The organism is Alteromonas antoniana, assembly GCF_019249295.1.
GTDB lineage: Bacteria > Pseudomonadota > Gammaproteobacteria > Enterobacterales > Alteromonadaceae > Alteromonas > Alteromonas antoniana.
On record NZ_JAESDH010000020.1, the window covers coordinates 21,023 to 45,942 of the forward strand.

25 protein-coding genes are annotated in these 24,920 nt (G+C 48.7%); 11 read left to right on the plus strand and 14 right to left on the minus strand.

The genetic code is table 11. From position 1 onward, the window contains the following. Positions 1 to 18: 18 nt before the first annotated feature. Positions 19 to 786, plus strand: a complete 768-nt coding sequence (locus JKP77_RS15990) for an enoyl-CoA hydratase (RefSeq protein ID WP_420840073.1) — start codon at positions 19 to 21, stop codon at positions 784 to 786. 9 nt (positions 787 to 795) lie between these two features. Next, positions 796 to 2,562 (plus strand): gamma-glutamyltransferase, encoded by a 1,767-nt coding sequence (ggt, locus tag JKP77_RS15995; RefSeq protein WP_218312167.1) that lies wholly within the window; start codon positions 796 to 798, stop codon positions 2,560 to 2,562. Here ggt and JKP77_RS16000 read toward each other — a convergent pair whose 3' ends face one another. Both JKP77_RS16000 and cysK read right to left on the minus strand, forming a co-directional pair. Then, positions 2,563 to 3,027, minus strand: a complete 465-nt coding sequence (locus JKP77_RS16000) for a hypothetical protein (RefSeq protein ID WP_218312168.1) — start codon at positions 3,025 to 3,027, stop codon at positions 2,563 to 2,565. Between the two features lie 158 nt (positions 3,028 to 3,185). Beyond that, a complete protein-coding gene (gene cysK / locus JKP77_RS16005; RefSeq protein ID WP_218312169.1) occupies positions 3,186 to 4,151 on the minus strand; it encodes a cysteine synthase A in 966 nt (321 codons plus the stop codon). A gap of 478 nt (positions 4,152 to 4,629) precedes the next feature. On the opposite strand from cysK, the gene JKP77_RS16010 reads away from it, so the two are divergent. From JKP77_RS16010 to JKP77_RS16035, 6 genes are all read left to right on the plus strand, one after another. Next, positions 4,630 to 5,466, plus strand: coding sequence for an AAA family ATPase (locus tag JKP77_RS16010; protein WP_218312170.1), 837 nt, complete (start codon positions 4,630 to 4,632; stop codon positions 5,464 to 5,466). Then, entirely contained in the window at positions 5,466 to 6,647 is a 1,182-nt protein-coding gene (locus JKP77_RS16015; RefSeq protein ID WP_218312171.1) for a vWA domain-containing protein, read from the plus strand. Before JKP77_RS16010 ends, JKP77_RS16015 begins: the two co-directional genes overlap by 1 nt. A gap of 108 nt (positions 6,648 to 6,755) precedes the next feature. Beyond that, entirely contained in the window at positions 6,756 to 7,949 is a 1,194-nt protein-coding gene (locus JKP77_RS16020; protein ID WP_218312172.1) for an RDD family protein, read from the plus strand. Next, positions 7,946 to 8,929 (plus strand): XdhC family protein, encoded by a 984-nt coding sequence (locus JKP77_RS16025; RefSeq protein ID WP_218312173.1) that lies wholly within the window; start codon positions 7,946 to 7,948, stop codon positions 8,927 to 8,929. The genes JKP77_RS16020 and JKP77_RS16025 overlap by 4 nt, the downstream gene beginning before the upstream one ends. Continuing rightward, complete coding sequence (locus tag JKP77_RS16030; protein ID WP_218312174.1) at positions 8,914 to 9,555, plus strand: nucleotidyltransferase family protein; 642 nt, start codon at positions 8,914 to 8,916, stop codon at positions 9,553 to 9,555. Before JKP77_RS16025 ends, JKP77_RS16030 begins: the two co-directional genes overlap by 16 nt. 86 nt (positions 9,556 to 9,641) lie before the next feature. Then, positions 9,642 to 10,346, plus strand: coding sequence for a rhomboid family intramembrane serine protease (locus tag JKP77_RS16035; RefSeq protein WP_218312175.1), 705 nt, complete (start codon positions 9,642 to 9,644; stop codon positions 10,344 to 10,346). Here the strand turns inward: JKP77_RS16035 and JKP77_RS16040 are convergent. The 10 genes from JKP77_RS16040 to cmoA all read right to left on the minus strand — a co-directional run bounded on the left by JKP77_RS16040 (position 10,331) and on the right by cmoA (position 20,964). Further along, complete coding sequence (locus tag JKP77_RS16040; RefSeq protein ID WP_218312176.1) at positions 10,331 to 10,939, minus strand: MarC family protein; 609 nt, start codon at positions 10,937 to 10,939, stop codon at positions 10,331 to 10,333. The genes JKP77_RS16035 and JKP77_RS16040 overlap by 16 nt on opposite strands. Then, on the minus strand, positions 10,936 to 11,556 hold the full coding sequence (locus JKP77_RS16045) for a methyltransferase family protein (RefSeq protein ID WP_218312177.1): 621 nt from the start codon (positions 11,554 to 11,556) through the stop codon (positions 10,936 to 10,938). Before JKP77_RS16045 ends, JKP77_RS16040 begins: the two co-directional genes overlap by 4 nt. 22 nt (positions 11,557 to 11,578) lie before the next feature. Then, entirely contained in the window at positions 11,579 to 12,949 is a 1,371-nt protein-coding gene (locus tag JKP77_RS16050; RefSeq protein WP_218312240.1) for an MATE family efflux transporter, read from the minus strand. Between the two features lie 8 nt (positions 12,950 to 12,957). Next, complete coding sequence (gene moeA, locus JKP77_RS16055; RefSeq protein ID WP_218312178.1) at positions 12,958 to 14,199, minus strand: molybdopterin molybdotransferase MoeA; 1,242 nt, start codon at positions 14,197 to 14,199, stop codon at positions 12,958 to 12,960. A 251-nt stretch (positions 14,200 to 14,450) separates the two neighbouring features. Continuing rightward, positions 14,451 to 16,211 carry a sugar phosphorylase gene (locus tag JKP77_RS16060; RefSeq protein WP_218312241.1) on the minus strand — a complete coding sequence of 587 codons (1,761 nt, stop codon included), beginning with the start codon at positions 16,209 to 16,211 and terminating at the stop codon, positions 14,451 to 14,453. A 3-nt stretch (positions 16,212 to 16,214) separates the two neighbouring features. Further along, positions 16,215 to 17,438: a glycosyltransferase family protein gene (locus tag JKP77_RS16065; protein WP_218312179.1), complete on the minus strand. Its 1,224-nt coding sequence runs from the start codon at positions 17,436 to 17,438 to the stop codon at positions 16,215 to 16,217. Between the two features lie 8 nt (positions 17,439 to 17,446). Next, positions 17,447 to 18,271, minus strand: a complete 825-nt coding sequence (locus JKP77_RS16070; protein WP_218312180.1) for an HAD-IIB family hydrolase — start codon at positions 18,269 to 18,271, stop codon at positions 17,447 to 17,449. Between the two features lie 2 nt (positions 18,272 to 18,273). Continuing rightward, positions 18,274 to 19,143, minus strand: coding sequence for a kinase (locus JKP77_RS16075; RefSeq protein ID WP_218312181.1), 870 nt, complete (start codon positions 19,141 to 19,143; stop codon positions 18,274 to 18,276). Positions 19,144 to 19,238: 95 nt separating this feature from the next. Beyond that, complete coding sequence (cmoB, locus tag JKP77_RS16080; protein ID WP_218312182.1) at positions 19,239 to 20,219, minus strand: tRNA 5-methoxyuridine(34)/uridine 5-oxyacetic acid(34) synthase CmoB; 981 nt, start codon at positions 20,217 to 20,219, stop codon at positions 19,239 to 19,241. Beyond that, entirely contained in the window at positions 20,212 to 20,964 is a 753-nt protein-coding gene (cmoA, locus tag JKP77_RS16085) for a carboxy-S-adenosyl-L-methionine synthase CmoA (RefSeq protein ID WP_218312183.1), read from the minus strand. Before cmoA ends, cmoB begins: the two co-directional genes overlap by 8 nt. Before the next feature lie 172 nt (positions 20,965 to 21,136). Between cmoA and JKP77_RS16090 the strand changes: the two genes are divergently transcribed. From JKP77_RS16090 to JKP77_RS16100, 3 genes are all read left to right on the plus strand, one after another. Next, positions 21,137 to 21,769 (plus strand): response regulator transcription factor, encoded by a 633-nt coding sequence (locus JKP77_RS16090; RefSeq protein ID WP_218312184.1) that lies wholly within the window; start codon positions 21,137 to 21,139, stop codon positions 21,767 to 21,769. Positions 21,770 to 21,771: 2 nt separating this feature from the next. Then, positions 21,772 to 22,770, plus strand: a complete 999-nt coding sequence (gene add, locus JKP77_RS16095) for an adenosine deaminase (RefSeq protein WP_218312185.1) — start codon at positions 21,772 to 21,774, stop codon at positions 22,768 to 22,770. Positions 22,771 to 22,934: 164 nt separating this feature from the next. Beyond that, on the plus strand, positions 22,935 to 23,594 hold the full coding sequence (locus JKP77_RS16100; protein ID WP_218312186.1) for a PEP-CTERM sorting domain-containing protein: 660 nt from the start codon (positions 22,935 to 22,937) through the stop codon (positions 23,592 to 23,594). Positions 23,595 to 23,960: 366 nt separating this feature from the next. Here JKP77_RS16100 and JKP77_RS16105 read toward each other — a convergent pair whose 3' ends face one another. Together JKP77_RS16105 and JKP77_RS16110 are read right to left on the minus strand one after the other, a co-directional pair. Next, positions 23,961 to 24,584, minus strand: coding sequence for a CAP domain-containing protein (locus tag JKP77_RS16105; protein ID WP_246601241.1), 624 nt, complete (start codon positions 24,582 to 24,584; stop codon positions 23,961 to 23,963). Positions 24,585 to 24,592: 8 nt separating this feature from the next. Then, positions 24,593 to 24,892, minus strand: a complete 300-nt coding sequence (locus tag JKP77_RS16110) for a hypothetical protein (protein ID WP_218312187.1) — start codon at positions 24,890 to 24,892, stop codon at positions 24,593 to 24,595. Between the last annotated feature and the right edge of the window lie 28 nt (positions 24,893 to 24,920).

Sequence of the window (24,920 nt, forward strand, 5' to 3'; positions counted from 1 at the left end):
CGCTATGCTCAGGAGGACATGATGGAACTGATACAAACGCAACAGTCTGACGGTGTACTCACTATCGCCATTAACCGGGCTGATAAGAAAAATGCACTGACGCGCGAGATGTATCAAAGCATGGCTGATGCTATCCGCAGTGTGAAAGAGAACAGCGCGATTAAAGTGATCCGTATTCGCGGTGAAGGCAGCTGTTTTACGGCGGGTAATGATATCAGTGATTTTGCCAACCGTCAGGATGGTGAGCACGTAGGTGAGACCGCTGCGTTTATGGCTGCGCTGGCGGATACGCCGAAAGTGGTAATAGCACAAGTGCATGGACTGGCGGTAGGCATTGGCACCACACTGCTGTTACATTGTGATTTCGTTTATTGCGCTACGAACACCCGGTTTGTGTTGCCATTCATTAATCTGGGACTTGTGCCAGAGTATGCATCCAGCTATCTTCTTCCGCGTCTTGCCGGGCATCGTAAAGCTGCAGAGTGGCTGATGCTGGGAGAACCCTTTGGCGCCGATGAAGCGTGTCATTTCGGCCTGGTTACCAAGGTCGTTGACACTGATGAACTGGCTCAGACTGTCGATGAAGTCTGCGCGAAGCTGGTTGGCAAACCTGCGTTTTCTTTGGTACAAACCAAGTATCTTCTGAAAAATGACGCTGACGATATTCAACAGCAAATGAATGAAGAACTTGATGTATTCATTGAAGCAATGGGTACAGAAGCCGCACGGGAAGCTTTTGATGCATTTTTGAAAAAGCGCCCGATCAATCCTGAGAAATTCAAATAACGGAATACTATGACTTTACAGTGGTTAACTACGACCTCCAGACGAGCGGCAAACGTATTCGTAGCCGCAGCATTTATAACAGTCTCTGTGGGTGCACACGCTGAGCGGGAGGATCGTGAACCTGAGGCCGCCACCGGCTATATCGATAAAAAAGCGTTTGTGTCAAAGGATTACATGGTGGTTGCTGCCAATCCTTATGCATCCTGGGCCGGGCGTAATGTTATTGAAAAAGGTGGCAGTGCGATAGACGCAGCCATTGCGGTGCAGGCCATGCTGACCCTTGTCGAACCGCAGTCTTCCGGCATCGGTGGCGGGGCCTTTATTCTTTACTGGGATAACGAAAATAAAGTTCTGCATACTTATGATGGCAGAGAGATGGCACCGGCGGCGGTCAACTCCCATTGGTTCATGGACGGTACTCAAACCATGAAATGGCTGGATGCCGTTGTTGGCGGTAAATCGGTCGGTGTGCCGGGGGCGTTGAAGGCGCTGGAAATGGCGCATCAGGATTTCGGCACACGCCCCTGGCAAAGCCTGTTTGAAGACACTATCGACACCGCAACGAACGGCTTCAAAGTGTCACCGCGACTGGCAAAGCTGGTTGCGCTCGATTATCACCCCGGTCTTAAGACATTCAGTGGTAGCGCAACGTATTTTTTCCCCGCCGGGATGCCCCTGAAAGAAGGCAGCAATAAGAAAAATCTGCCGCTGGCAAAAACGTTAACCGGTATCGCCAAAAATGGTAGTGACTACCTCTATAAGGGACCGCTGGCCGAAAAGATTGCGAAAACGGTCAACGAGGCTGAAATTAATCCTGGCCAAATGACTGCTGACGACTTTGCTAATTATGAGGCGATAAAGCGTGAAGCGGTTTGTGGAGAATACCGCGATAAAAAGGTATGCGGTATGGCTCCTCCCAGTTCGGGCGGGATTAACGTGTACCAAATCCTGAAATTGCTGGAAAAATTTGAGCTTCGCAAACTTGCTCCTGATTCAGCAGAATTCGCGCACCTTTTCACTCAGGCAAGTGCATTGACTTATGCGGACAGAGAAAAGTATATCGCCGACAGTGACTTTACCAATTTGCCCTATGGCGCGCTGATCAATGCAGCTTACCTTTCCCGTCGCAGCGAGCAAGTGGCCGTTGATAAGCCGTGGCATCGGGCTAAACCAGGCCAGCCGTATAAAGAGGCCCGTTTAAGTGCCGGATCGTCTTATGAATTACCCAATACGTCGCATGTGTCGATTGTCGATAAAAAGGGCAACGCCATATCCATGACGACGAGCATCGAGTTTATGTTTGGCTCGGGACTAATGGTAGACGGCTTTTTACTTAATAATCAGCTGACAGATTTTTCCTTTTCGCCGACTCAGGGCCGCTACCCGGTTCCCAATCGTGTAGAGCCTCATAAACGCCCGCGCTCAGCCATGAGCCCTGCGATGGTATTTAATGAAGAAGGCGAGTTAGAGCTGGTGGTGGGGTCGCCAGGAGGCAGTCGTATCATCAGCTATGTAGCGCAGACAATTATCGGTGTTATCGACTTTGGGTTAGATATCCAGCAAGCGATTAATTTGCCTAAAATCACGAATCGCAACGATTACACGGCGCTGGAAAAAGGTACGCCAATTGAGGCACTCAAATCACAACTGGAAAGCATGGGGCATCCGGTGAAGATCATTGATCTCAATAGCGGTCTTCACGGCATTGAGATACGTGATGGCAAGCTTATTGGTGGCGCAGACCCCCGCAGGGAAGGCGTAGCGGTAGGGCGGTGATCAGAGAAAATGGTCAGGGTGAATTTTTGCGACTTTCCAGCCGCCGTTCATCCTGACCAGATCGACCTGGCGTAAATCTTCGATTTTGTCGTCGTTATACTGCCCACTGAAAAACAAGGTGATCGTGGCTTTCTCTGCAAATTCAGAGCGGCCGACTCTGTCGCCGCCTTCAGGCGTTATCGTCACAGAATCATATTTCAGGTTCAGCAAATGACGCTGAACGTTTCGGTTGGTGTGATATTTCCTTAATATACGCGCCATCTTCGGGGTACTTAACGACACTGCCACATCGATGTTGGGCTCCAGATAAATACTGCGCATAAAGCGCACGGCTGCGTATTCCGGGGTGTTGTCATCCAGCATGCCGTACCGACCGATCCCTTCTTCTTTTTTTGAACAACCGGTAACAACCAGGCAAACCAAGGCAATAAAACCAAAAAGAGAGGCGGACTTCTTAAAACGCATGTGTTTTCTCGGGCAAATAGTGGAGTGGTTACACTCAGTGTTATCCAGTTAAGTTAGCAAAAGCAGTTCCAAAAAAAAAGCGAGGATAACCTCGCTTTTAGAACTTTCGACTGAAAACCTGACCAACAGGCCAGGCGATAATAACGACGTTCGCTTGTTTACTGCACTTCTTCTGAGTCGGAGAATTCGCCTGCAAACAGCGGGCTGGACAAGTAACGCTCGGTGGCACTGGCAAGAAGCACAACCACGATCTTATCTTTGTTTTCCGGACGTTCAGCATAACGTTTGGCAGCAACAACCGCTGCGCCTGATGAAATCCCCGCAAGGATCCCTTCTTCTTTCATCAGTCGGTGAGCCATTTCCATACATTCTTCATTGCTTACCTGTTCCACTTCGTCAACGATGTCCAAATCCAGGTTGCCAGGAATGAAGCCTGCGCCAATACCCTGAATTTTGTGTGGCCCTGGTGTCAGCTCTTCACCATTTTTTGCTTGCGTAATAACGGGGGAATCAGTAGGTTCAACGGCTACAGAGGTAATGGCTTTTCCCTGTGTATTTTTGATGTACCGGCTAACGCCAGTAATGGTGCCGCCGGTACCAACGCCTGCTACGAACGCATCAATTTTACCTTCAGTGGCTTCCCAGATTTCCGGTCCGGTGGTTTTTTCATGGATTTCCGGGTTAGCCGGGTTATCGAATTGCTGCAGTAATACGTATTTTTCCGGATCAGAATTTACAATTTCCTGCGCGGCGGCTACAGCGCCTTTCATGCCTTTAGGTGCTTCGGTAAGAACCAGGTTTGCGCCCAGTGCTTTTAACAACTTACGACGCTCCAGACTCATACTGCTTGGCATAGTCAGTGTTAGTTTATAACCCCGGGAAGCGGCAACGAACGCCAGGGCAATACCGGTATTACCACTGGTAGGCTCTACAATTTCCTTCCCTTCGGTCAGAACACCACGCTTTTCTGCGTCCCAGATCATGTTTGCGCCGATACGGCACTTGACGCTGAAGCTTGGATTGCGTGATTCCATCTTGGCATATACGTTACCAGACGTTACGCGATTTAGCTTAACCAGAGGCGTGCGTCCGATAGAAAGTGTACTGTCATCAAATACTTGCATGTTAGGTCCTTGTCGTTACGTTTTACCCACAGGTTACCGGCCATTATGGCAGGTTATAATAGTTACAAATTCATAACTGTTATTGGGGTATTTTTATTTACCCCTATATCATTGGCATCAAAAGCAAAAATGCAAAGTGCTTTTTCGCTATATGATATGGTTATTTTTTCATGATACAGCCTGAGGCTGTTCATTGTTGTTGATTTTGTGCGCAACACTTACGTATGTGGGCCAACCCGTTAGTTCACTATTGGTAGCAGTGCTACCTCTGGGGGGATCAACCTCTGTGCTTGGTGCCACTGCTGTGAAATTATCAGCTGCGACAACGTTTGCTGTGTGGTCCGTGTGCCGGCAGGGCAGTCTACCTACGGTTACTCGATAGTAAAAAAGCAGGGGAAGCCTGTTCTTTTTAAACAATGCAGCGTATATCAACCACATGAATAAGCTTTGTGTGCAGCAACTTTCTTAAGGAACTTCCATGGCGTTTACCGGAACTTCAGATTATATCGCGACCAAAGAGCTACAGTTAGCCGTGAATGCGGCAATAACACTTGAGCGTCCTCTGCTGATAAAAGGAGAGCCGGGTACCGGCAAGACCATGCTTGCCGAAGAACTGGCAAAAAGTCTCGATGCACCGCTAATCCAGTGGCACATTAAGTCTACGACGAAAGCTCAGCAAGGGCTTTACGAGTATGATGCCGTTTCGCGACTGCGAGATTCACAGCTTGGCGATGATCGTGTGCATGATATTGGTAATTACATCGTCAAAGGAAAGCTTTGGCAGGCGTTCGAGTCAGAACAGCGTCCGGTACTGCTTATTGACGAGATAGATAAAGCGGACATTGAGTTTCCTAACGACCTGTTACTTGAACTCGATAAGATGGAGTTTTTCGTTTACGAGACGCAAAAGCGGGTAGTGGCTAAACAGCGTCCTATCGTGATTATTACGTCTAATAATGAAAAAGAACTGCCGGATGCGTTTCTTCGCCGGTGTTTCTTTCATTACATCAACTTCCCGACGCCCGATGAAATGCGACAGATTGTCGATGTCCATTTCCCGGACCTGAAAAAGCAATTACTTGATGAAGCGATGTCGTCTTTCTTTGAGTTACGCGACGTACCCGGGCTTAAGAAAAAGCCCTCAACGTCAGAGCTCATCGACTGGTTGAAGCTGTTGGTTGCGGAAGATATTCCACCCGAAGCGCTGCACAACAAAGACGGTAAAACGACCATTCCGCCACTATACGGTGCGCTGTTGAAAAACGAGCAGGATATTCACCTGTTCGAAAAACTGGTCTTTATGGCACGTCGCTAATGTTAATTGATTTTTTCTTCACATTACGCAAATACCGGCTGAAAACCAGTCTCCGGGAGTTACTTGATTTGCTTAATGCCATGAAAAATCACGTGGTATGGGCAGACACAGAAGCCTTTTATTACCTGTCCCGCACTATTCTGGTTAAAGACGAAAGCCAGTTTGATAAGTTCGACCGGGCCTTTGCTGACTATTTCGAAGGCGTTGAAGCCATTGATCTATTTGGTAAAGAGATCCCTGAAGAATGGCTGCGTAAACAGATAGAGAAAACCTTAAGCGACGAGGAAAAAGCACAACTGCAATCCATGGGCGGGCTGGAGCAGCTAATGGATACCTTGCGCAAACGGCTGGAAGAGCAGCAAAAACGACATCAGGGCGGAAATAAATGGGTCGGTACCGGCGGCACATCGCCATTCGGTGCCTACGGCGATAACCCGGAAGGGGTACGCATAGGTCAGGATGGAAACCGGCGTTTTTCTGCGGTGAAAGTGTGGGATAAACGGGAATTCAAAAACCTCTCCAGTGATGTTGAATTGGGAACCCGGAATATAAAAATGGCGCTGAGGAAACTCAGAAAGTTTGCCAGAACCGGGGCCAGCGAAGAACTGGATATCTCGACCACGATTGGTGAAACAGCCAAAAAAGGCGGTATGCTGGATATTCATATGTCTCCGGAGCGTCATAATGCCGTCAAAGTGCTGATGTTCTTTGATGTCGGTGGCTCGATGGACCCTTACGTTAAAACCACGCAGGAATTATTCTCTGCAGTGCACAGTGAATTTAAATATCTGGAGTATTTTTACTTTCACAACTGTGTTTATGAAGAGGTTTGGAAAGACAATCAACGCCGCGACCGGGAACGCATTTCCGTGTGGGATATCATTCATCGTTATGGCCCGGATTATAAGGTCATCTTTGTCGGTGATGCGACGATGGGACCCTACGAAATCACGTACCCGGGTGGCAGTGTCGAGCACTGGAATGAGGAGCCGGGAAGTGTGTGGTTACAGCGTCTGACGAATCACTTCAGCAAAGCCATATGGCTCAATCCTCAACCTCAGCAGTACTGGCCTTATTACGCCTCCGTTGCAGTGATGCGTGAATTGATGGAAGAGAGAATGTTCGCACTCACGCTGGAAGGTCTTACTGAAGGTATTAAGGCACTAAGTCTGGCCCGTTAATAAGCAGGCTGGTCAAGGGAAGGTGCGTCTATAGACTTATTCGCACCTTCCCAAGTTTCGAGAACCACATTACACTGATGTTTTCGATCATGGCAGGGAAGACAAATCATGAATGGCCAGCCACTGTCCGGCATTGAAGCAGGGGAGTCCCAAACCAGCAGTACAGGAACCACCGGGCATGCTGTAACGTCGTCGAACAGCGATGCGTTACCGCCGCACATGTCAGGTGCAGAGACGCGTGAAATTGTCACGCCCTATGCGTTTAAAGTTGCTGATGAACTGTTAGGACAACCTCTGGCATCACCGTCACGCAGACTGTTTGCGCAAGTAATTGATCTTGCCGTAGTTGCCTTATTGAGCACGGCGAATGCCTTTATTCTTGCGTTTCTGGTCGCGCTTACCTTTTTTAAGGCCGGCAATAATCTTGCCGATCGCCCTCGACGTTCCCGAGCCCGGAAACTTCTTCGTTTTACCGGCGCACTATTATTGTTTTCGGTGATCTATCTCGCTGCAACGGCTTATCATGATATGGATCAATACGACACTGAGCATGCAGATACCGGCGGACTGGTAACGCCTTTTCTGAGCGGTATCAACGCTGCGGCATGGAGCCTGTGTGAGGATGATGTTTGCAAGCGAGATGTTGCCCGTGGGTTCGGTGAAGCTATGGCAGACAATCGCGCCTCACCGGAAAAGGTCCAGCAGGTTTTTGATGAACTGGTGTCTCGCAATGACGCGCAACACAACGATGAAGCGATTCTCCGGGAGTTTTACCTTGGAACCTACAACCGCACGATTGAACAGCAAAAAACAGATGCGCTAACCGAAAGCGATCCCTCTGTCGACGCGTCAACACCACCACCTGTACCTGAGACCTCCAGCGGCGACTCTGAGATTATTACTTTTGGCGAAACGTCAACATCATCCGGGTTCAGCCTGATAGACATCGTCAACGGGTTGATAGCGGATTTAGGTCTGGGGTTTGGCTGGGCGGCGCTGTATTACAGCGTGTTTACTGCGTGGTGGCGTGGCAGTACGCCGGGCAAGCGGTTGATGGGTATCCGGGTATTAAAACTTGATGGCTCAACACTCACATTATGGGAAAGTTTTGGGCGTTATGGTGGTTATGGCGCGGGGCTGGCAACCGGGCTACTGGGATTTGTGCAGGTATTCTGGGATCCAAATCGTCAGTCTATACAAGACAAAATCGCGGAAACGCTCGTACTAAAAAAATCGGAAGAACTTAAACGTATAACAGCAAGTGGCCAGTCATTATCTGGTACACACGGCGAGGGAATATGAAGCACCATTTACTGCACGTGTTGCGGCATTGGCAGCCCCGAAAGGATGCACATCAATGGTTACTGGCGACGGTTATTGACACGGAAGGCTCCAGCTATCGCAAAGCAGGGGCAATGATGTTATTTAACGACAGCGGTGAGCAACTGGGAGTGGTGAGTGGCGGCTGTCTGGAGAGTGATATTCTGCATCAGGCCAGAATGTGCTGGGAGTCCGGCCGCGCAAAAACCGTTACCTACGACATGCAGGAAGAAGGCGATATTGCCTGGCGTCTTGGCATCGGCTGTGGTGGCGAAGTTACGCTGTTGTTGCAGCCAGTTACGGCTGATGCGGACTATCTTGGATTAGCGCAAGTATTGACGTTGCTGGAATCAGGTCAATCATTAACCTATGCAGTGGAGACTGCATCATCGCACCCGGGTGCAAGAATCAATGATCCTTCGGCTGAAGGCAGAAACTGGTTTTCTCACCGCATTACCCCGCCGCCAGCGCTGGTCATCCTCGGCGGTGGTGTTGATGCCAGACCCGTAGCCCAGATGGCGAACCTGCTGGGATGGCGTGTACACGTTAACGATCCCAGGGCCCGCTACGCCAGAGCAGAAGATTTTTCGGGTTGTGCGGTAACCGGCATTTCTACCGACCATCTGAATGATGCCACGTGGCTGACAGACGCAAATGCCGTTATTGTGATGCATCATCAGGTAACGATGGATGCTGATGCGCTGGCTTATCTGGCGCACAGTGCAGTACCGCAATTACGCTATCTCGCACTACTGGGGCCCTCACACCGGTGCGATAAGGTACTTAGTGAGGCGAATATTCAGCCATCATCGTTACCTGTGGAACTTCAGTCGCCAGCCGGGTTAGCGTTAGGAGGCGAGTTACCCGAATCGATAGCATTATCGATGATTGCTCAGGCTCATGCGGTACTGCATGATAAAAGTGCAGTACCACTGAAAGGCAAGCCATGCAGTTTCGGCTAGGGATCGTCATTCTGGCCGCAGGTGCCAGTGAACGGTACGGTGGCAATAAGCTTATCAGTAAGCATCCCTCCGGTTGCTCACTTATCAGACACACCGTAGAAGTATGTCAGCCGCTGTGTTCTTTCGGCTTGCCAGTGGTAGTGACCGGTCGTTGGCATGATGCGTTGACGAGCGAGCTCACTTCAGCGCCTTGCCAGATACTGCATAACGTACACTGGCCACAGGGAATGGGCACCAGCATTGCCAGGGGGGTCAATAATCTACTTACGTTAGAGGGGAGGTCTGGTAACACTGCAGATGAGCTGAATACACCGACGCATATCCTGGTTGTGCTTGGCGATCTGCCGCTACTTACCACCGACAGTTTACGTAGTCTGAGTGACACCGCGCAGCGTTATCCCAAACGAGTCGTCGCCAGTGCGTGGCAGAAGAATGTCACCGTGCCTGCAGTGTTTCCGGCGGGCGCGTTTCCTTTACTCACATCGCTTCGTGAAGATAAAGGTGCACGGCTTATTCTGAAAAAAATGCTGGCGGAAAATCCTGATGACATCCTGCTGGTACCACACATCCAGGCTGGTGTAGATATCGACACGCCGTCAGACTGGAGCACCCTGCCAGCTGGTTAGTGCAGGGAGTCAGTGAACTAAGTGGTCTTGTAAAAGCGCAAAGCGTACCAACCTTTACGGTATCCCGTTGAATATAGTTGACGCAAATGGCCCAGACTTTGGATCATGATCTTCGTAAAGCCATCACTCTCAGTATCGCTGCGGTCAGTGTGTTGTGGGTGATCCAGTCCGCAGGCGTATTATTTTCTCTGCCCTTAAACATGCTTGGGATCATGCCGCTTGAGCCGGCCCGCCTTTATGGCATTCTCACCGCACCACTGGTGCATGGCTCGTACGAGCATATTTTCAATAACACCTTACCCTTAATCGTTCTGGGTACCGCGCTCTGGTATGGCTACCCGCGTTCGCGATGGTGGGTCCTTGCGTCAAGTTGGCTGGTTTCAGGTATTGGCGTCTGGCTTTTCGGCCGTGAGGCGGTGCATCTTGGGGCAAGTGGGGTAAGTCACGGCCTGTTTTTCTTTTTATTTACGGTTTCTGTTATTCGCAGAGATGCGCGTTCGGTGGGTCTCATGATGATAGCGTTTTTTATGTATGGCGGCATGATCATGACAATCTTTCCACGTGATCCCGCCATTTCCTTTGAAGCGCATTTCTTCGGCGCGGTAGGCGGGGTTCTCGCTGCTGTTACCTTATGGCGTCGCGACCCGAAGCCGGTGCTAAAGAAATACAGCTGGGAAGGCGAGGAAGAACTGGATGATCCGCTTATTGGTGATCTATGGAAAGGTTCCGCCGATAACGCTGAGACTGACAAAGACAGTGACGCAGCGCAAAACAGTTATAGGCCAAAATAAACTTTGATCCCGGCCAGCGCATTCGCTGTTGCCAGTGATGCCAGAATAAGCCCCATAACCCGGCTAATCACATTCGCACCCATTTCACCGATGATACGGATGATGCCGTTGGCGCACAGCAGCAGAATAAGGGTTATCAGCAATACCGATAGCATTACCAGCGCAGTCTGCGTTTGTTCCCATAAGGTATAAACATCGTTTTTCGTCAGCATGACTGCAGCCAGCATAGCGCCTGGGCTGGCTATGGAAGGAACAGCGACCGGGAATATTGCCCGTTCTTTGATGTTGTCGGTCAGTTTGATTTCCTGTTCAGGTTTCGCTTCTCCGAAAATCATCGTCAGTGCGAATAAAAACAGCACTATCCCGCCGGCAATCTGGAATGCGGGCAGGGGAATTTGCATGGCATCAAGAATGATTTCTCCAACCAGGATAAAAAACAGCAGAATGATTGCAGAGGCCAGAATAGCCAGCAGCGCAACTTTACGCCGGGCACGGGCTTCCTGCCGTTTGGTCGCGGCAATAAAAACCGGCACGGTCCCGATGGGATCTATGACCGCAAAGAAATAAATAAATACCGGAATTAGCTCAATCATCGGTTACGCCAGTCTGGGAGTGAAACAAAGCGCGGTGTGTTGCGCATATATTGTGTAAATGTGTTTGAAAATCGCTGATGCAAATGTGCCTCTTCGAACAATACCTGCCGGTAAAGTGCCGTCATTCCAACGAGAACGCATATCAACGTAAATACACTGGGGTAGGCAATAAAAAAACCACACTGGCCAAATGCCACGCCAATATAACCGGGATTTCTGCTAATTCGATAAAGTCCTGTCTGAACCAACGCTGCAGGCGCATCACTATCAACTCCACTTCGCCATTGGGATGCCAGTGTGTAGTTAGAGATTAATGCCAACGCCAGCCCCGCGACCATCAGAATGATACCTGTAAAGATCAGTGCAGGAGGCTCAGACCGGAGAAATGGCCCGTAATACACGCTGTATTGCGGTGAAATTGCGATAGTGATTGTCGTGAGCCAAATGACAATGCGAAAGAGTCGAAAAGTCATGTGGTTCCACCAGTGAGATGAAAAGCGCTGACCTGGGTGAACCCGGGATAGCCCATCTCGCTGACGCCACAGGATCATCCCCGTATAGAGCATCGCAACGAATGTGTAATAGCCGGCAAAGATAATGAACAATGCCTGCGTCATAGTGTTGCCATCCTTTTATCTTTTAGCCAGCTAAAATTTGGCAATGCCGTTGGCGCTGGATGTACCAGAGCCTAGCCCCCAGTAACACTGCCGCAGAGCTTAAACCGACAATAAAACCAATCCAGAAGCCCGCGGCTTCCATCGGTGCGTCTGTTACCCAGGCTGTTCTTCCGAGAATGATCCCACAAGGTAAGCCAATTAACCAGTAGGCTATGAAGGTTATAATAAACATCGCGGTGGTATCCTTGTAACCACGAAGCGCATTGGCAGAAATTACCTGAATGGCATCCGAAAACTGAAACAACGCTGCGTAAATAAGCAGCGCGTTGGCCAGCTCGTATACGGCTCGGTCGGTAGTATACATGCTGGTGATCAAGCCCTTTGCTAACAGCGTAAATGAGGCAGTGCCGATTGCCACGACCAGCCCAATATTGATGGCACTTTTCACCGCCACCGCCGCTTGTTTAGTCTGCTGTTGTCCTATCCGGTAGCCCACGCGGATGGATACCGCCATGCCAAGGCTCAGGGGAAACATAAACATGAGTGCAGAAAAGTTAAGTGCGACCTGGTGCGCAGCGACCGTGTTAGCGCCAAAAGGAGCAAGCAATAATGCTACGACAGCAAATAATGTCACTTCGAAAAGCAGAGTCATGGCCACTGGGAAACCGAGCCGGAATGTCCGCAACATCGAAAACAGGGAAGGCTGGTACCAACGGGAAAACAAGTTATAACGAGACAATGCAGGCGCAAAACGGGCATAAAAATAGGTTGCCAGCATCATGGCGTAAATCACAATCGAGGTAGCTATCCCACAGCCAGCACCGCCAAATGCGGGAATAGGACCTGCGCCGTAAATGAATATATAGTTGCCCACAATGTTAAAACCCAGACCTATTACGGTGATGATCATAGTCGGTTTGGTTTTACCAAGACCCTCACAAAAGTTACGCAGCCACTGATAGAGCGCAAAGCCGGGCATCGCCAGAATGACGTAACGCACGTAGTCTACCGTGATAAGGTACAGGTCCTGTTCCATCGGGAAGAGGGCTACCAGTGCGGGGGCCAATGGATAAAGTAAAAGCATTATCAGACTGACAGACAACAGCACGTAGCCAGCTTGTTGGGAGGCGTCGGCAACGTTGTCAAAAGACTTACTTCCCTGAAGCCTTGAAATGATAGGAGGCAGGGCAAGTGCAATACCCTGCAAAAAACAGAGCAGGGGGATGGTGATACTGAAGCCCAGTGCGACCGCCGCCATGTCAACGGCATCGTACCGCCCGGCCATAATGGTATCGCTAACCCCCATAAGCATTTGCGTGATTTGGGCAATAAGCAACGGCCAGGTCAGGTTGATAAGACGTCGGCTTTCGAGAATAAACCGCTTACTCACTATCGCGCTCACTAAGCGTTTTCCATATTGGTGCGCAATGAAAAAGGAATCACCGTGACCCACTGCCCAGTATCAAAATGGCTTTGTTCAGCAGGCAGCTCAAGGTAACAGTTGGCCTGAGTGACAGACGACATCACACCGGAGCTTTGTTTGGGCAACGGGGTTACCCGCCATTGTCCGTCTTTGGTGGACATCATGGCGCGCTGAAAGTCTGTTCTGCCGGGGCGTCGTGTCAGAGATGATGTCAGCTTTGCCTGCAAGCGAAGGGGGGAAGTTATTTGCCCTAATCCCTGCAGACGTTCGATAACCGGTGTTACCAGCATCTGTGTTGTGACGTAGGCAGAGACAGGATTACCGGGAACGCCACAAAACACCATATTCCCGACCCGACCAAACGCAAAAGGCTTTCCGGGCTTGATGGCAACCTTCCAGAAATCCACACTCCCCAACGCATCAATGACAGGTTTTACATGGTCTGCATCGCCAACAGAAACACCACCACTAGTGATCAGCAGGTCGGTTTGCTGTGAAGCCTCCGTGATAGTGCGTTTGAGTGCGTCTATATCATCTTTAACGATTCCGTAGTGTATGACTTCTACACCATGTTCTGAAAGCAGAGCGCTGATCCCGGTGCTGTTTGATTCATAAATCTGGCCTGCCTGTAGTGGCTGGCCTGGTTGACAGAGTTCATCTCCGGTCGCCATCAGCCCGACTCTCACTTTTCGATAAACCTTTACCGTGGTGATCCCTTGAGAGGCCAGCAGCATCAAATGTGCCGGAGTGAGCCTGGTACCCGAGGAGATTATACAGTCGCCCTTGGTGATATCGCTTCCACATGCGCGGACATTGTCTCCCTTCGCAGGCATGTTGGTGAAGCTTACGTGGTTATCCTCTTCAATCGCATTTTCCTTCATGATCACGGTATCAGCACCTGAAGGAAGTGGCGCGCCGGTCATAATTCTGGCTGCTGTGCCGGATGCTAATGGCGCGATATCGGAGGAGCCGGCCAGAACGGTTGCAGAAACCGGAAGCCTGTCACTTTGGGTTAAATCAGATAAGCAGACAGCATAGCCGTCCATCGCCGAGTTTGCCCACGGCGGAACATTTGCTGGTGCAACGACATCGTCTGCCGCAATCCGCGATAAAGCCTGTGGCAGCGAAACGGTCTCGCTTGCAGTGACGGTGGGGGTGAGTGCGAGAGTGTGTTCTAGCGCATCCTCTAAAGACAGCCAGTTAGACGTTGCTGACGGCATGAAGCAGTCCTGTTACCTGAATACTATGCGGGGGATTATCCACGAAAGTGAGGGGTAATCCAATGTCATTGGGATGACAAATACGACCGGGTATCAACAGCAAAGGACGAGAGCCAGGGGATAACGGGGCTGCAATAGGTAATGTGAATGAAGCACGTGTGATAAAAGGACACAGATAAGTCGCTGTGTGAAGTGAGAAAGTTTATAAGAAAAAGAAAAGGCGGTAGCCACAGATGCTACCGCCAGCAGGTTTACTCAATATCCTGATTACTTATCCATACGGTCTGATAAGGCTTCAGTTGCAGGAAGCCACCTACATCGTTAATTTCATCACGAGTGATAAGATCCAGCCAGTTATCTGTGCCAATCAGGTTGATATCGGACAGCAGAACCGATTGCTCTTCTTTGCTCACGTTACTGATACAGAATACACTTTGTTTACGGTCAAGACTCTGACGCCAATAACCGAATATCTGATCTCCCAGCTGCAACGTGAACTGTGTTGCGTTCGGGTGAAACGCGGGTTGTGCTTTGCGGATCCGTATTAGCTGTGAAAGCCGGGTTAGCACTTTGTGATGTTGCGAGTATGGAGAGTCAAGCAAGGCTTCGAGTTCAGAGTAGTCCCAGCGTTTGCGGTTAATTGAGCGGTTTTGCCCGGTATTTGCCACTTTTTCATAGTCGTTAGACGTGCCAAGCAGACTATGTATGTAAACTCCCGGAATGCCTTCCATACCCAGCATGATCGCGTGTGCACAAATAAAACGGTCAACCTGATATTTGTCCGGGCCTTCGGTAGTACCCTGCATCGCATCAAACAGCGTGATATTAATTTCATAAGGCTTTTGCTGGCCGTGATCAGAGGCACGCCAGGAAATTTTGCCACCGAAATTCTGCATGGTGTGCACAAGTGCCGACAGTTCGTCGTCACTCAACAGTCCTTCTGCAGGACGTAATCCAATGCCGTCATGGGACGCGATGAAATTGAAATAGGCGGTTCCGTTTTGGGCCGGTGGCATACTCATCATCCAGTTTTTCAGATAACGGCAGTCGCCGGTGACCATAGTATTGACGAGCAATGGCGGTAACGAAAAATTATAAATCGCGTGCGCCTCGTTCGCGTTACCGAAATAGGTCAGGTTTTCCCGGTTAGGAATGTTAGTTTCCGTGATCAGGATAATGCTGGGGTCCACATGTTCCACAAGCGTACGTATCAGCCTTATGACTTCATGGGTTTGTGGCAGGTTAATGCAAGGCGTGCCAACAATCTTCCATAAAAATGCCACGGCATCGAGACGGAATATTTTTGCACCTTTATCCAGATAAAGCCGGATAATCTCAATAAACGTCAGCAAGACTTTGGGATTTCTGAAATCAAAATCCACCTGATCATGACTGAATGTACACCAAACATACTTGGTACCATTTTCAGTCTGCGTTTCTCTTAACAACGGCGATACACGCGGACGTGTGACCATAGATAAGTCATCTGATGGGTCGCCAGTGAAAAAGAAGTCGCTACCAGGCCCTTCACCCTTGATGAAATTATCAAACCACACGCTGCGAGCTGAGCAATGATTAATCACAAGGTCTACCATCAGACCGTACTCGGCCGCGATACGCTCCACCTCAGGCCAGTCTCCCAACGACTCGTTGACGCTTGAATAATCGATAACAGAAAAGCCATCGTCTGAGCTGTAGGGAAAAAACGGCAGAATATGCACATTGTTTACGGTGTTTTTGCAATAGGTGTGCAAAAAGCGAAACAAGGTGAATAGCGGGCGCTCGTGTTCGTTGATAACGCTATCGCCATAAGTAATCATGATGATGTCATCTTCATCCCAGTAGTTACAGTGTGCTTCCGGGAGCACGACATCTTCATCATCTTTCAGGCCGATCGCATTTATGAGCTGTGTAGCCAGTTCGCCCACCGGTGTTTCCAGAACGACATCGGCGTAAATCGCCTGCAAGTGGTGGCTGACTTTCTCGTGAAGTAAGTTCCAGCGTGCTGTCATCATTTACCCTAAATATTCTGCAGTGTCGGCCTCTACCGCTTCTAAAATACGGTCAAGGATGTCTGGTACCGCGCTGGTTACCCGGTTCCAGCTTGGAATAAACGGTGTTTCCATCGGGTTTTCCAAAAAGTTTTGTCCGGCTTTCATGATGTTGCTGGCAAACATCTCTACCGCTTTTTCTTCGCTGTGAATATCCAGATTCAGGCCATTCATAACCGCATCATTATGATAGGTTTCGATGAAATCCAGCGCGATTCGGAAATACGTTGCTTTAATCGAGCGAAACATTTCATTGCTGAAGGTAAAGCCTTGCGTGGCCAGCTTTCTGAAAACCGCTTTGGTAATGTCGATAGACATCTTAGAAAGGCCACCCTGATCATTATTTAGCGACAGGTCCTGATGTTTATGATCGTAAATATCCGCAATGTCAGCCTGACAAAGCCGGTTGTGAGAATAGTTGCGGTGCATTTCAGACAGTACCCCGATTTCCAATCCCCAGTCGCTGGGAATACGGATATCGTTAAGGACATCACGTCGGAAGGAAAACTCACCAGCCAGCGGGTATCGGAAGCTGTCCATAAACTCCAGGTACTCGTTGTCTCCGAGTATGCGCTTTAGTGCACGTAACAACGGGGTCACAAGCAAGCGAGATACACGACCATTAATCTTGCCATCGGCAACGCGGGCATAATAACCCTTACAGAATTCGTAATTGAACATAGGGTTAGCGACCGGGTAAATCAGACGCGCTAACAGGTCGCGCTTGTACGTCACAATATCGCAGTCATGGAGTGCAACAGACTCTGCCCGGTTTGAGGCTAAGACGTAACCCATGCAGTACCAGACGTTGCGTCCCTTACCTAGCTCCTTAGGTGCCAGGCCCTGCTTTTGTAACTCGTCATCAATCGCTTTGAGCCGTGGCCCGTCGTTCCACAGCACGCGGTGATGTTGAGGTAGTTTGTTAAAAAATCCCAGCGCGTGACGATATTGGTCTTCATTCGCGCGGTCCAGTCCGATGACAATCTCAGAAAGATAAGGAACGTTTGTTAATTCGCTAACGATATGCGGAAGGGCATCGCCTTCCAGCTCTGAAAACAGACTAGGCAAAATAAGCGCCATGGGACGCTTTTGTGAGAAACGCAGCAATTCAGCTTCAAGTTCCTCGGTAGGTCGTGCAGATAAATTGTGCAGGGTTGTTACCACACCGTTTTGATAAAAATCGGCCATGTGTCCTCCTAATGGGTAAGCGCAAGCAATTGAGTGAGCATTTCTGTCCAGCCTTTGGGGCCGAGTAGGGTGCTGGTATAAACCTGATCTTCTTTTTCTACTTCAGGGGGAGGGTGACTCGGTGACGCTATTCGCACCGCAATATCCGCGGCCTCAAGCATGGCAATGTCGTTTTTACCGTCACCTAATGCAATCGAAGTTGCCGATTGCTGGGTCTGCCTGTCAAATTCCTCCATAAACCATCGCAGCGCTGCCCCCTTGTTGCAGTCACCGGAGATATGAATAAACCTGCCGCCTTCAAGCGGATAGGCACCGCGCTCTTTCATCGCACGGATAAATCGTTGTTTTGACTCGTCGTCGCCTGTCCATAAGACGGGTTCACCAAATTGACGTTGCGCTGCGCGGCTGGCAGACGCTTCATCCAGGCCGGTGGCATCCTGTATTTCAGCAATAGACATATTACTGAAATGATTCAGCTGTCCGCTAAAATCCTGAGCGACTTTTTCAAGCAACTTGAGCCAGTATCCTTTTGACGAGATAAAAGACTTACACCAGAAACCATCCTGCCAGATTGTGCCTGCAGGTTTTTGCTCAAAAAAGCCATGTGGGATGTAAATAGCCGCGCCATTTTCGACGATAAACGGGCCATCCAAACCGATTGTGTCCCGCAAAACGATCAGTTCTGCATAGGTTTTACTGGTTGTGGGGATCACTGGGATCTTTCGCTCTTTCAGTGACGCCAGAGTCGGCCGTGCAGCTTCAAAGCTATAAGTATCATGATCCAGTAAGGTGCCATCCATGTCCGTGAAAATCACGTTATTTGCGAATGTCATGCTTACGCCTTATGTTGATTTTTTATCTGGCGATTTTCATCCAGTTCAAATACGCACTCACATTTTGGCGGCACAGTCTGAAAACCGTGCTCTGTGAGGCGCTGATAGTGTTGAATAAAACGTGCAATCTGCTCGTCAGACATTACGCCTGAATTGTCTATTACACCACTGGCAGCAAGTTTGTGCTCTTGCTCGCAACGCCACTGATATACATGATCAAATGACGGGCCTTTTAACATGCACCAAAAATTGACCTGATCAAACAGCGTCTGATATTCGCCAGCTAACTGAGTATTTACAAAACGTCGCCATATGCCAAGTGGATCTTCTTCGGCTTCAAGCTTATTTACCGGATGTTTTAATTCAGTATCAGATTGTGGCGGGACGCCGAGACACCACCCTTCTAAAAGAATAATGTCAGGAGGGCTGTTAGTGACCGGCCAGTCAATAACGGGGTAGGGATCATCTGTCGCTTTACTAAAACGTGGCAGAGACACCGTCCCGTAGTCTTTGAGGCGCGCCAGCGTAGCTAACGCGAGTTCGGTGTTGTGCGTGCCGGGAACCCCACGGGTGGCCAGCAATGGATGAACTTTTACCGCCAGCGAATTGCGGTCACTTTTCGACAAGTAAAAATCATCCAGCGACAGCGTGACAACACTAAGCGCTTGTGTTGATGAAAAATACGCGGCTAAAAATGAGGCTAAGGTGGATTTACCCGAACCCTGGCAACCATTTATCCCGACGATAAATGGCCGCTTTGCACTTTTATAGTGCGATGTGATCTGCTCCGCTAACGGTATGAACCATTTTTGTGCAGTATCAGCATATGTCTCCGGTAATCTGTGCGCTTTCAGAAAGCCGGTTATATCCATTTTACTACCTCATGAATGCTGGAATTGCACATATGTAGTGAAACAGGTTACAACAATTGTGCCAACACATTGTGAGTTGGCAGGAATGGAAACGTTTATTTACGGGTCGCCACTATTACTGCTCGTGTTGGCGCCGGATAACCTTCAACAGTGCGAGAAATATCTTTCGGATCCAGAAAATCTTTCAGAGATTGTGAACGCATCCATTCTGTTGCGCGTTGCTCTTCTATGGATGTTACATTCACGTCAGCGATGCGAATATTCTCAAAGCCAACGCGTTCAAGCCATACCGTCAACGCTTCAACGCTTGGTAAAAACCAGACGTTTCGCATTTGCGCATAGCGTTCGCCCGCCATCAATACCGTGGTACTGTCACCCTCAACAACCAGGGTTTCCAGAATCAACTCACCACCTTGTCGTAACTGATGCTTCAGCTGATTGAGAAAGGCAATGGGATCTTTACGGTGATACATTACGCCCATGGAAAACACCGTGTCGAAGGCATCAAGCGGTTGCATTTGCTCAATACCGAGCGGTAAAAAGTGAATGTTTTCTGCTTGTATAAAACGTTGAATTGCCTGAAACTGTATAAAAAACAGTTGAGTAGGATCAATCCCGATTACCCGGCTGGCCCCTTCACCCAGCATTCGCCACATGTGATAACCACTGCCGCAACCTACATCAAGCACAGTTCTGCCACTTAAGTCGCTGATATGCGGTAAAACGCGATCCCATTTCCAGTCAGAGCGCCACTCTGTATCGATGTCCACACCGTGGACCGAGTAGGGCCCTTTGCGCCAGGGCATAAACTGTTTTAGCAAGCCCTGAATTTGGGCCTGTTGATAATCAGACACAGCGCTGTTGTTAACCGTCACGCCTGTTTTAATATCCACGGACTCGGGTGTGATTTCCGGTAGCTTTTCTATAAGTCGACACCACTTGTCAAAGTCGCCGTGTTTGGCGCTACTGTCCCATTCCCGAAGCTGGGCTGGCAAGGTTTCAAGCCAGTGGGAAAGTGGGCTGGTTAAGAGTGAATGATAGCACGCGTCGAACCATTTCTTGGTTTGTCTATTCACCCGCAGCTTCCCCCATAGATTTTATGGCAACCATTGAGGTGAAGTTGTAGCACTTAAACCACATCACCACGTCGCTGAAACCCACGTCTTTAAGACGTGCTTCATGTTCTGCAAATGTGTCGGTAAGCATGACGTTTTCAAGCGCGGCACGCTTTTGACTGACCTCCAGTTCACTGTAGCCATTCTGGCGCTTGAACTGATGATGCAGGTCGACAAGTAACTCGTTACCTGCAACCGAGGGGTGGCGGATTTTTTCTGATAACACCAGAATGCCACCGGGAACCAAACCTTCAAATATCTTCGACAGCAAGGCTTTTCTGTCCGCAGGGGGAATAAATTGCAGTGTGAAATTCATGATAACCATTGAGGCATTGTTAATGTCAGTGTCCTGGGCGCTCTGACAGTGAACAGATACCGGCGTGGGCAAAGCGAAACTATGTATTATACGTTCGCACCGGCTGATCATCGCTTCAGAGTTATCGATACCAATAATCTTACAGGGGATCCCCTGTGTGGCGCGAGCAACGGCAAGACTTGCTGCACCAAGTGAGCAACCCAAATCATAGACTCTGGTGTCTGGTTGCACCTTCGCTGCTGCCAGCTCTCCGATAGTATTAATGATTGACTGGTACCCGGGTACAGAACGCTGAATCATGTCCGGGAACACTTCAGCAACGGTTTCGTCAAAACGAAAGTCTGCGACAGAGGACAGTGGAGAGGCGAAAAGAGTATCTGATTTTTGCACAATGGGCCTCATTTAATGGTGATGACGAGCAATTTTACCTGCTTTGAAGAGAATGCCAAATAAACCTGGCAATTAAGCAAAAAATCCGTAGATATCTTACCTTTATACTTTCCCTATTTAGCCTAAAGTATTACTCTTAACAAAAGAGTCACAAAGGAAGTTGTATTTCGTTATGACACGAATTCTGGTAGCAGACGACCACCCACTTTTCAGAGAAGCGCTTAGCGGCGCGCTGACACCTTACTTTGAGGGCGCTGATATTGCCGAAGCCGACAGTCTTGACAGTGCACTGGCTGTCCTGGCAAGTGATGATATCGATCTTATTCTGCTGGACCTGAATATGCCAGGTGGCGAATATTTCAATGGCCTTATCAGTGTTAAAGAAGCTTACCCAATGATACCTGTGGCTGTTATTTCGGCGGCGGAAAGTGTTGAGGTTGTCGCCCAGGTGATGAGCCTTGGGGCGCAAGGCTTTATCCCCAAATCCACACCCACGAAAGATATCGCCGAGGCGATTGTATCAATCCGTAGTGGCAATAACTGGCTGCCCCAGGGCATGCAGGAAGAACTTGAAAAAGTGGATGATGATCTCAAACTGCTATTACAGCGATTCCGAGAGCTGACACCTAAACAAATTCAGGTGCTATCGTTCTTGCGGGCAGGATTGATGAACAAACAAATTGCGCATGAAATGAATGTCACCGAAGCGACAATCAAAGCTCATATCAGCGCAATACTGCGAAAGCTTGAGATAAATACCCGTACTCAGGCCGTATTATTGATGGATAAGCTGCAGGTCAGCTGATTATGCTGTCCAATGCATTGCCGGTGGCGGAGTTACACCGGCACCTCGACGGCAGCGTCAGACCGTCTACAATTTGGGCGCTTTCAAAACAACATGGTATTTCTCTTCCTGTTACCAGCGAAAACGATTTAAAACACCTCGCAGTCATCCAGCATCGTACATCAGATTTGCTCGAGTTCATTCAAAAGCTTGAATATGGCGTGTCAGTATTAGCCGATGCCGATGCGTGTCGTCGGGTGGCATTTGAAAGTGTCGAGGACGCTGCGAGAGAGGGCATCCATTATATCGAAATGCGGTTTTCTCCTTATTTTATGGCAAAAGCGTTTTCGTTACCTATGGTCAGTGTGGTCGAAGCCGTGTTAGACGGAATCAGTGCCGCAGCCTCTGAGTTTGGGATTAAAGTGGGTGCTCTTGGCATACTCAGCCGAAGCTATGGTGTAACAGCCTGTGAGCGCGAGTTGGACGCGATCCTGACTCATCGTAACAAGTTTTGTGGTATTGATTTGGCAGGTGATGAAGCCGGGTATCCCGCAACGCTGTTTGTCGACTTGTTTAAGCGCGCGAGGGATGCGGGCATGCGTGCAACGGTGCATGCAGGCGAGGCAGCCGGGCCCCAAAGTATCTGGGATGCCGTAACTTTATTGGGTGCGTCCAGAATTGGTCATGGCGTTGCTGCAATACAGGATCCGAGGCTGATGGAGTATTTGGCCAAACATGAAATAGGCATTGAATCCTGTCCCACTTCCAACTACCAGACTGGTGCTATGACGGATACAAAAAATCACCCGTTACGTGATTTTCTTGCCGCAGGTATGGCCGTTACCTTAAATACCGACGATCCGGGGATCTCGGACATCACGCTAGGCCATGAATATGAGATTGCTGCCAACGTCATTGGACTGGATAAGAGCGCATTACTGAAAGTTCAGGAAAATGCGCTGAAGCAGGCGTTTTTGTCGGATGATGAGAAAAAAGCCCTTCGTCTTTCACTTAAAAAGTAACAGTTGGTCAAACTAAAGCGCAAACGTTTTTGTCAAAAAATTTAACACCTTAAGTAGTCATGGTGTATTTATTTTTTAATAATCAATCGCTTATCATATTGGCATTTATAGTGCTTATGTCTTGCTGACACTATTATAATATTTTTTAGCTTTAGGTTAACAATATGAGAAGTTTGTTTTTTGCACTAAGTGTATCCTTTCTAAGTTTCACCGCACATGCCAGTTTTATTGAATCGAACATTGTCGATAATTTTGCAAATGGCGACTTTATGAGCGTGCCTGGCCAGAACAAGGGCAACTATGAGGTTCGCGACATTGGTGGTGGCTTACTTAATTTAAGTAGTGAGGCGTGGACGTACATCAGCATCGAAGATCTGTTTGGTCTGAAATCACTTAATTTTGATAATGGATCACACTACACGTTCAATTTTGAAATGCGAATCAAAACTGGTAACAATAAACCAAGTGGGCCATCTGAAATTGGTGGCTTTATGCTCGCCAACGACAACGTGAACAATATCGGTGCCGCTGAAAGTATATATGCGTTAAACCTCTCTGGTACCCAGAACTGGGGCGACAAAACCTTTAAGTACGATTTCGATAATCTGACGGCGAACGACTCGCCTACATGGCAGAGTTTTAGTATTGACCTGGAGGACTTCTTTTACGGCGACTATGAATACCTTGTATTCATCAATGATTGCGATGCGTCTAACTGTAGCAATACGACACAGTTTAGAAATATGAGTGTTCAGGTTCCTGAACCTCAGACACTTGCTTTACTTGCATTGTCTTTGTTTGGACTTCGCAGACTGAGAAAGTAAGTCCATTGTTATAATCGCAAAGCCCTGTGTATGTTAAATGCATGGGGCTTTTTTGTGTTAGCTCCCCAGGTTGTAGCGCCCTACAGCGTTATCTTGAAAAAATGAAAATCAGAAAGGTACATTAACTTCATCGGGTCGTCGCAGATCCTCGTACTTACTTTAGGGATATGCGTTTATTGCAACCTAGCCAAACCTTTAGGTCTGGACTTGCATTTAATTGATGATAAACACGCGTGTATGTTTTCTGTAATGTTATCATTCACTGCATAAATATGTTTTTAGTAAACAAAGGCTACCTAGCAGATTCGCAACAAGAGCTATGTCCTGGGGGACTCGTTTACCCAGCTTTACCCGTCTCGTTTGAACTCACTTTATTTCGATAGCATCTTTTTCAGTGACGATATCGATCCCTTTATTCGGGATTTCATCAAAATAGCGGTGCTGATTATCAATACGCCCTTTAGTCAGATAAATGACCCAGTATTCTACATGTGGGGCGGAAAGGTCTTTTAAAAACGCAATGCCCATTTCGTCCTGTTCCTGATAGAAAGGGATTTGACCAAGCAGATGCTTGGCATGGGTCTCGGAATTCTTGAAGGCGTGCCAGACACTGTCAGCAGAGACGTAGCCACCGGCAATGGCTTCCACCTGATTACTCATGGCATTCCCGTAATACTCTGGCAGTTCGAAGCCGGCCTCCCGCAGCCGCGAATTGGGGCTTCCCCCTAAGTTATGAAAGACAATGCCTTCCTCGGCCATGCGTTCTGCCTTTCGCAGCGCAATGGCGCTCAACATACCGTTACAACGTATTTCTGAACGTTGTTGAGCGGGATCTTCAATAATGGCAATTGCCAGCTCGATAGCTTCTTCAGAATTGCCACATAGACCGATGTCATCGGGTACAGTAGCTGCACCTACAGACGACGTCATGCTGGTAAGCAGCACCAGCGAACCTGCTATCAACAGGGGAGAGAAAAGGTTATAGCGCATAATTATCTTTACTTGTTAGGAGACCAGCCGTTTTTCTTCATAATTTTCATCCCTTTTGGAGTAGCGACGGGAATGAGACCGTACCTTCCACATTCAGGGCATTTTTTATTTCTGCTCCAGAAGTAGAAAACCGCAAGCAATACACCTGCACCGCCAACAAAAGCAGAAACATATAACAGCAACAATGCGAAAATTAAGAAGGCAACTGAAGAGAGCAGTAAAGGAAGGAGGGCTTTGTTACGGACTGTCTGGTTGTGAATGCTTTCACACTCCTGACAAACGTGAGTGACGTTAACGTCATGTTCCATATCTGCTAACTCCTACTGCATGCTGAGA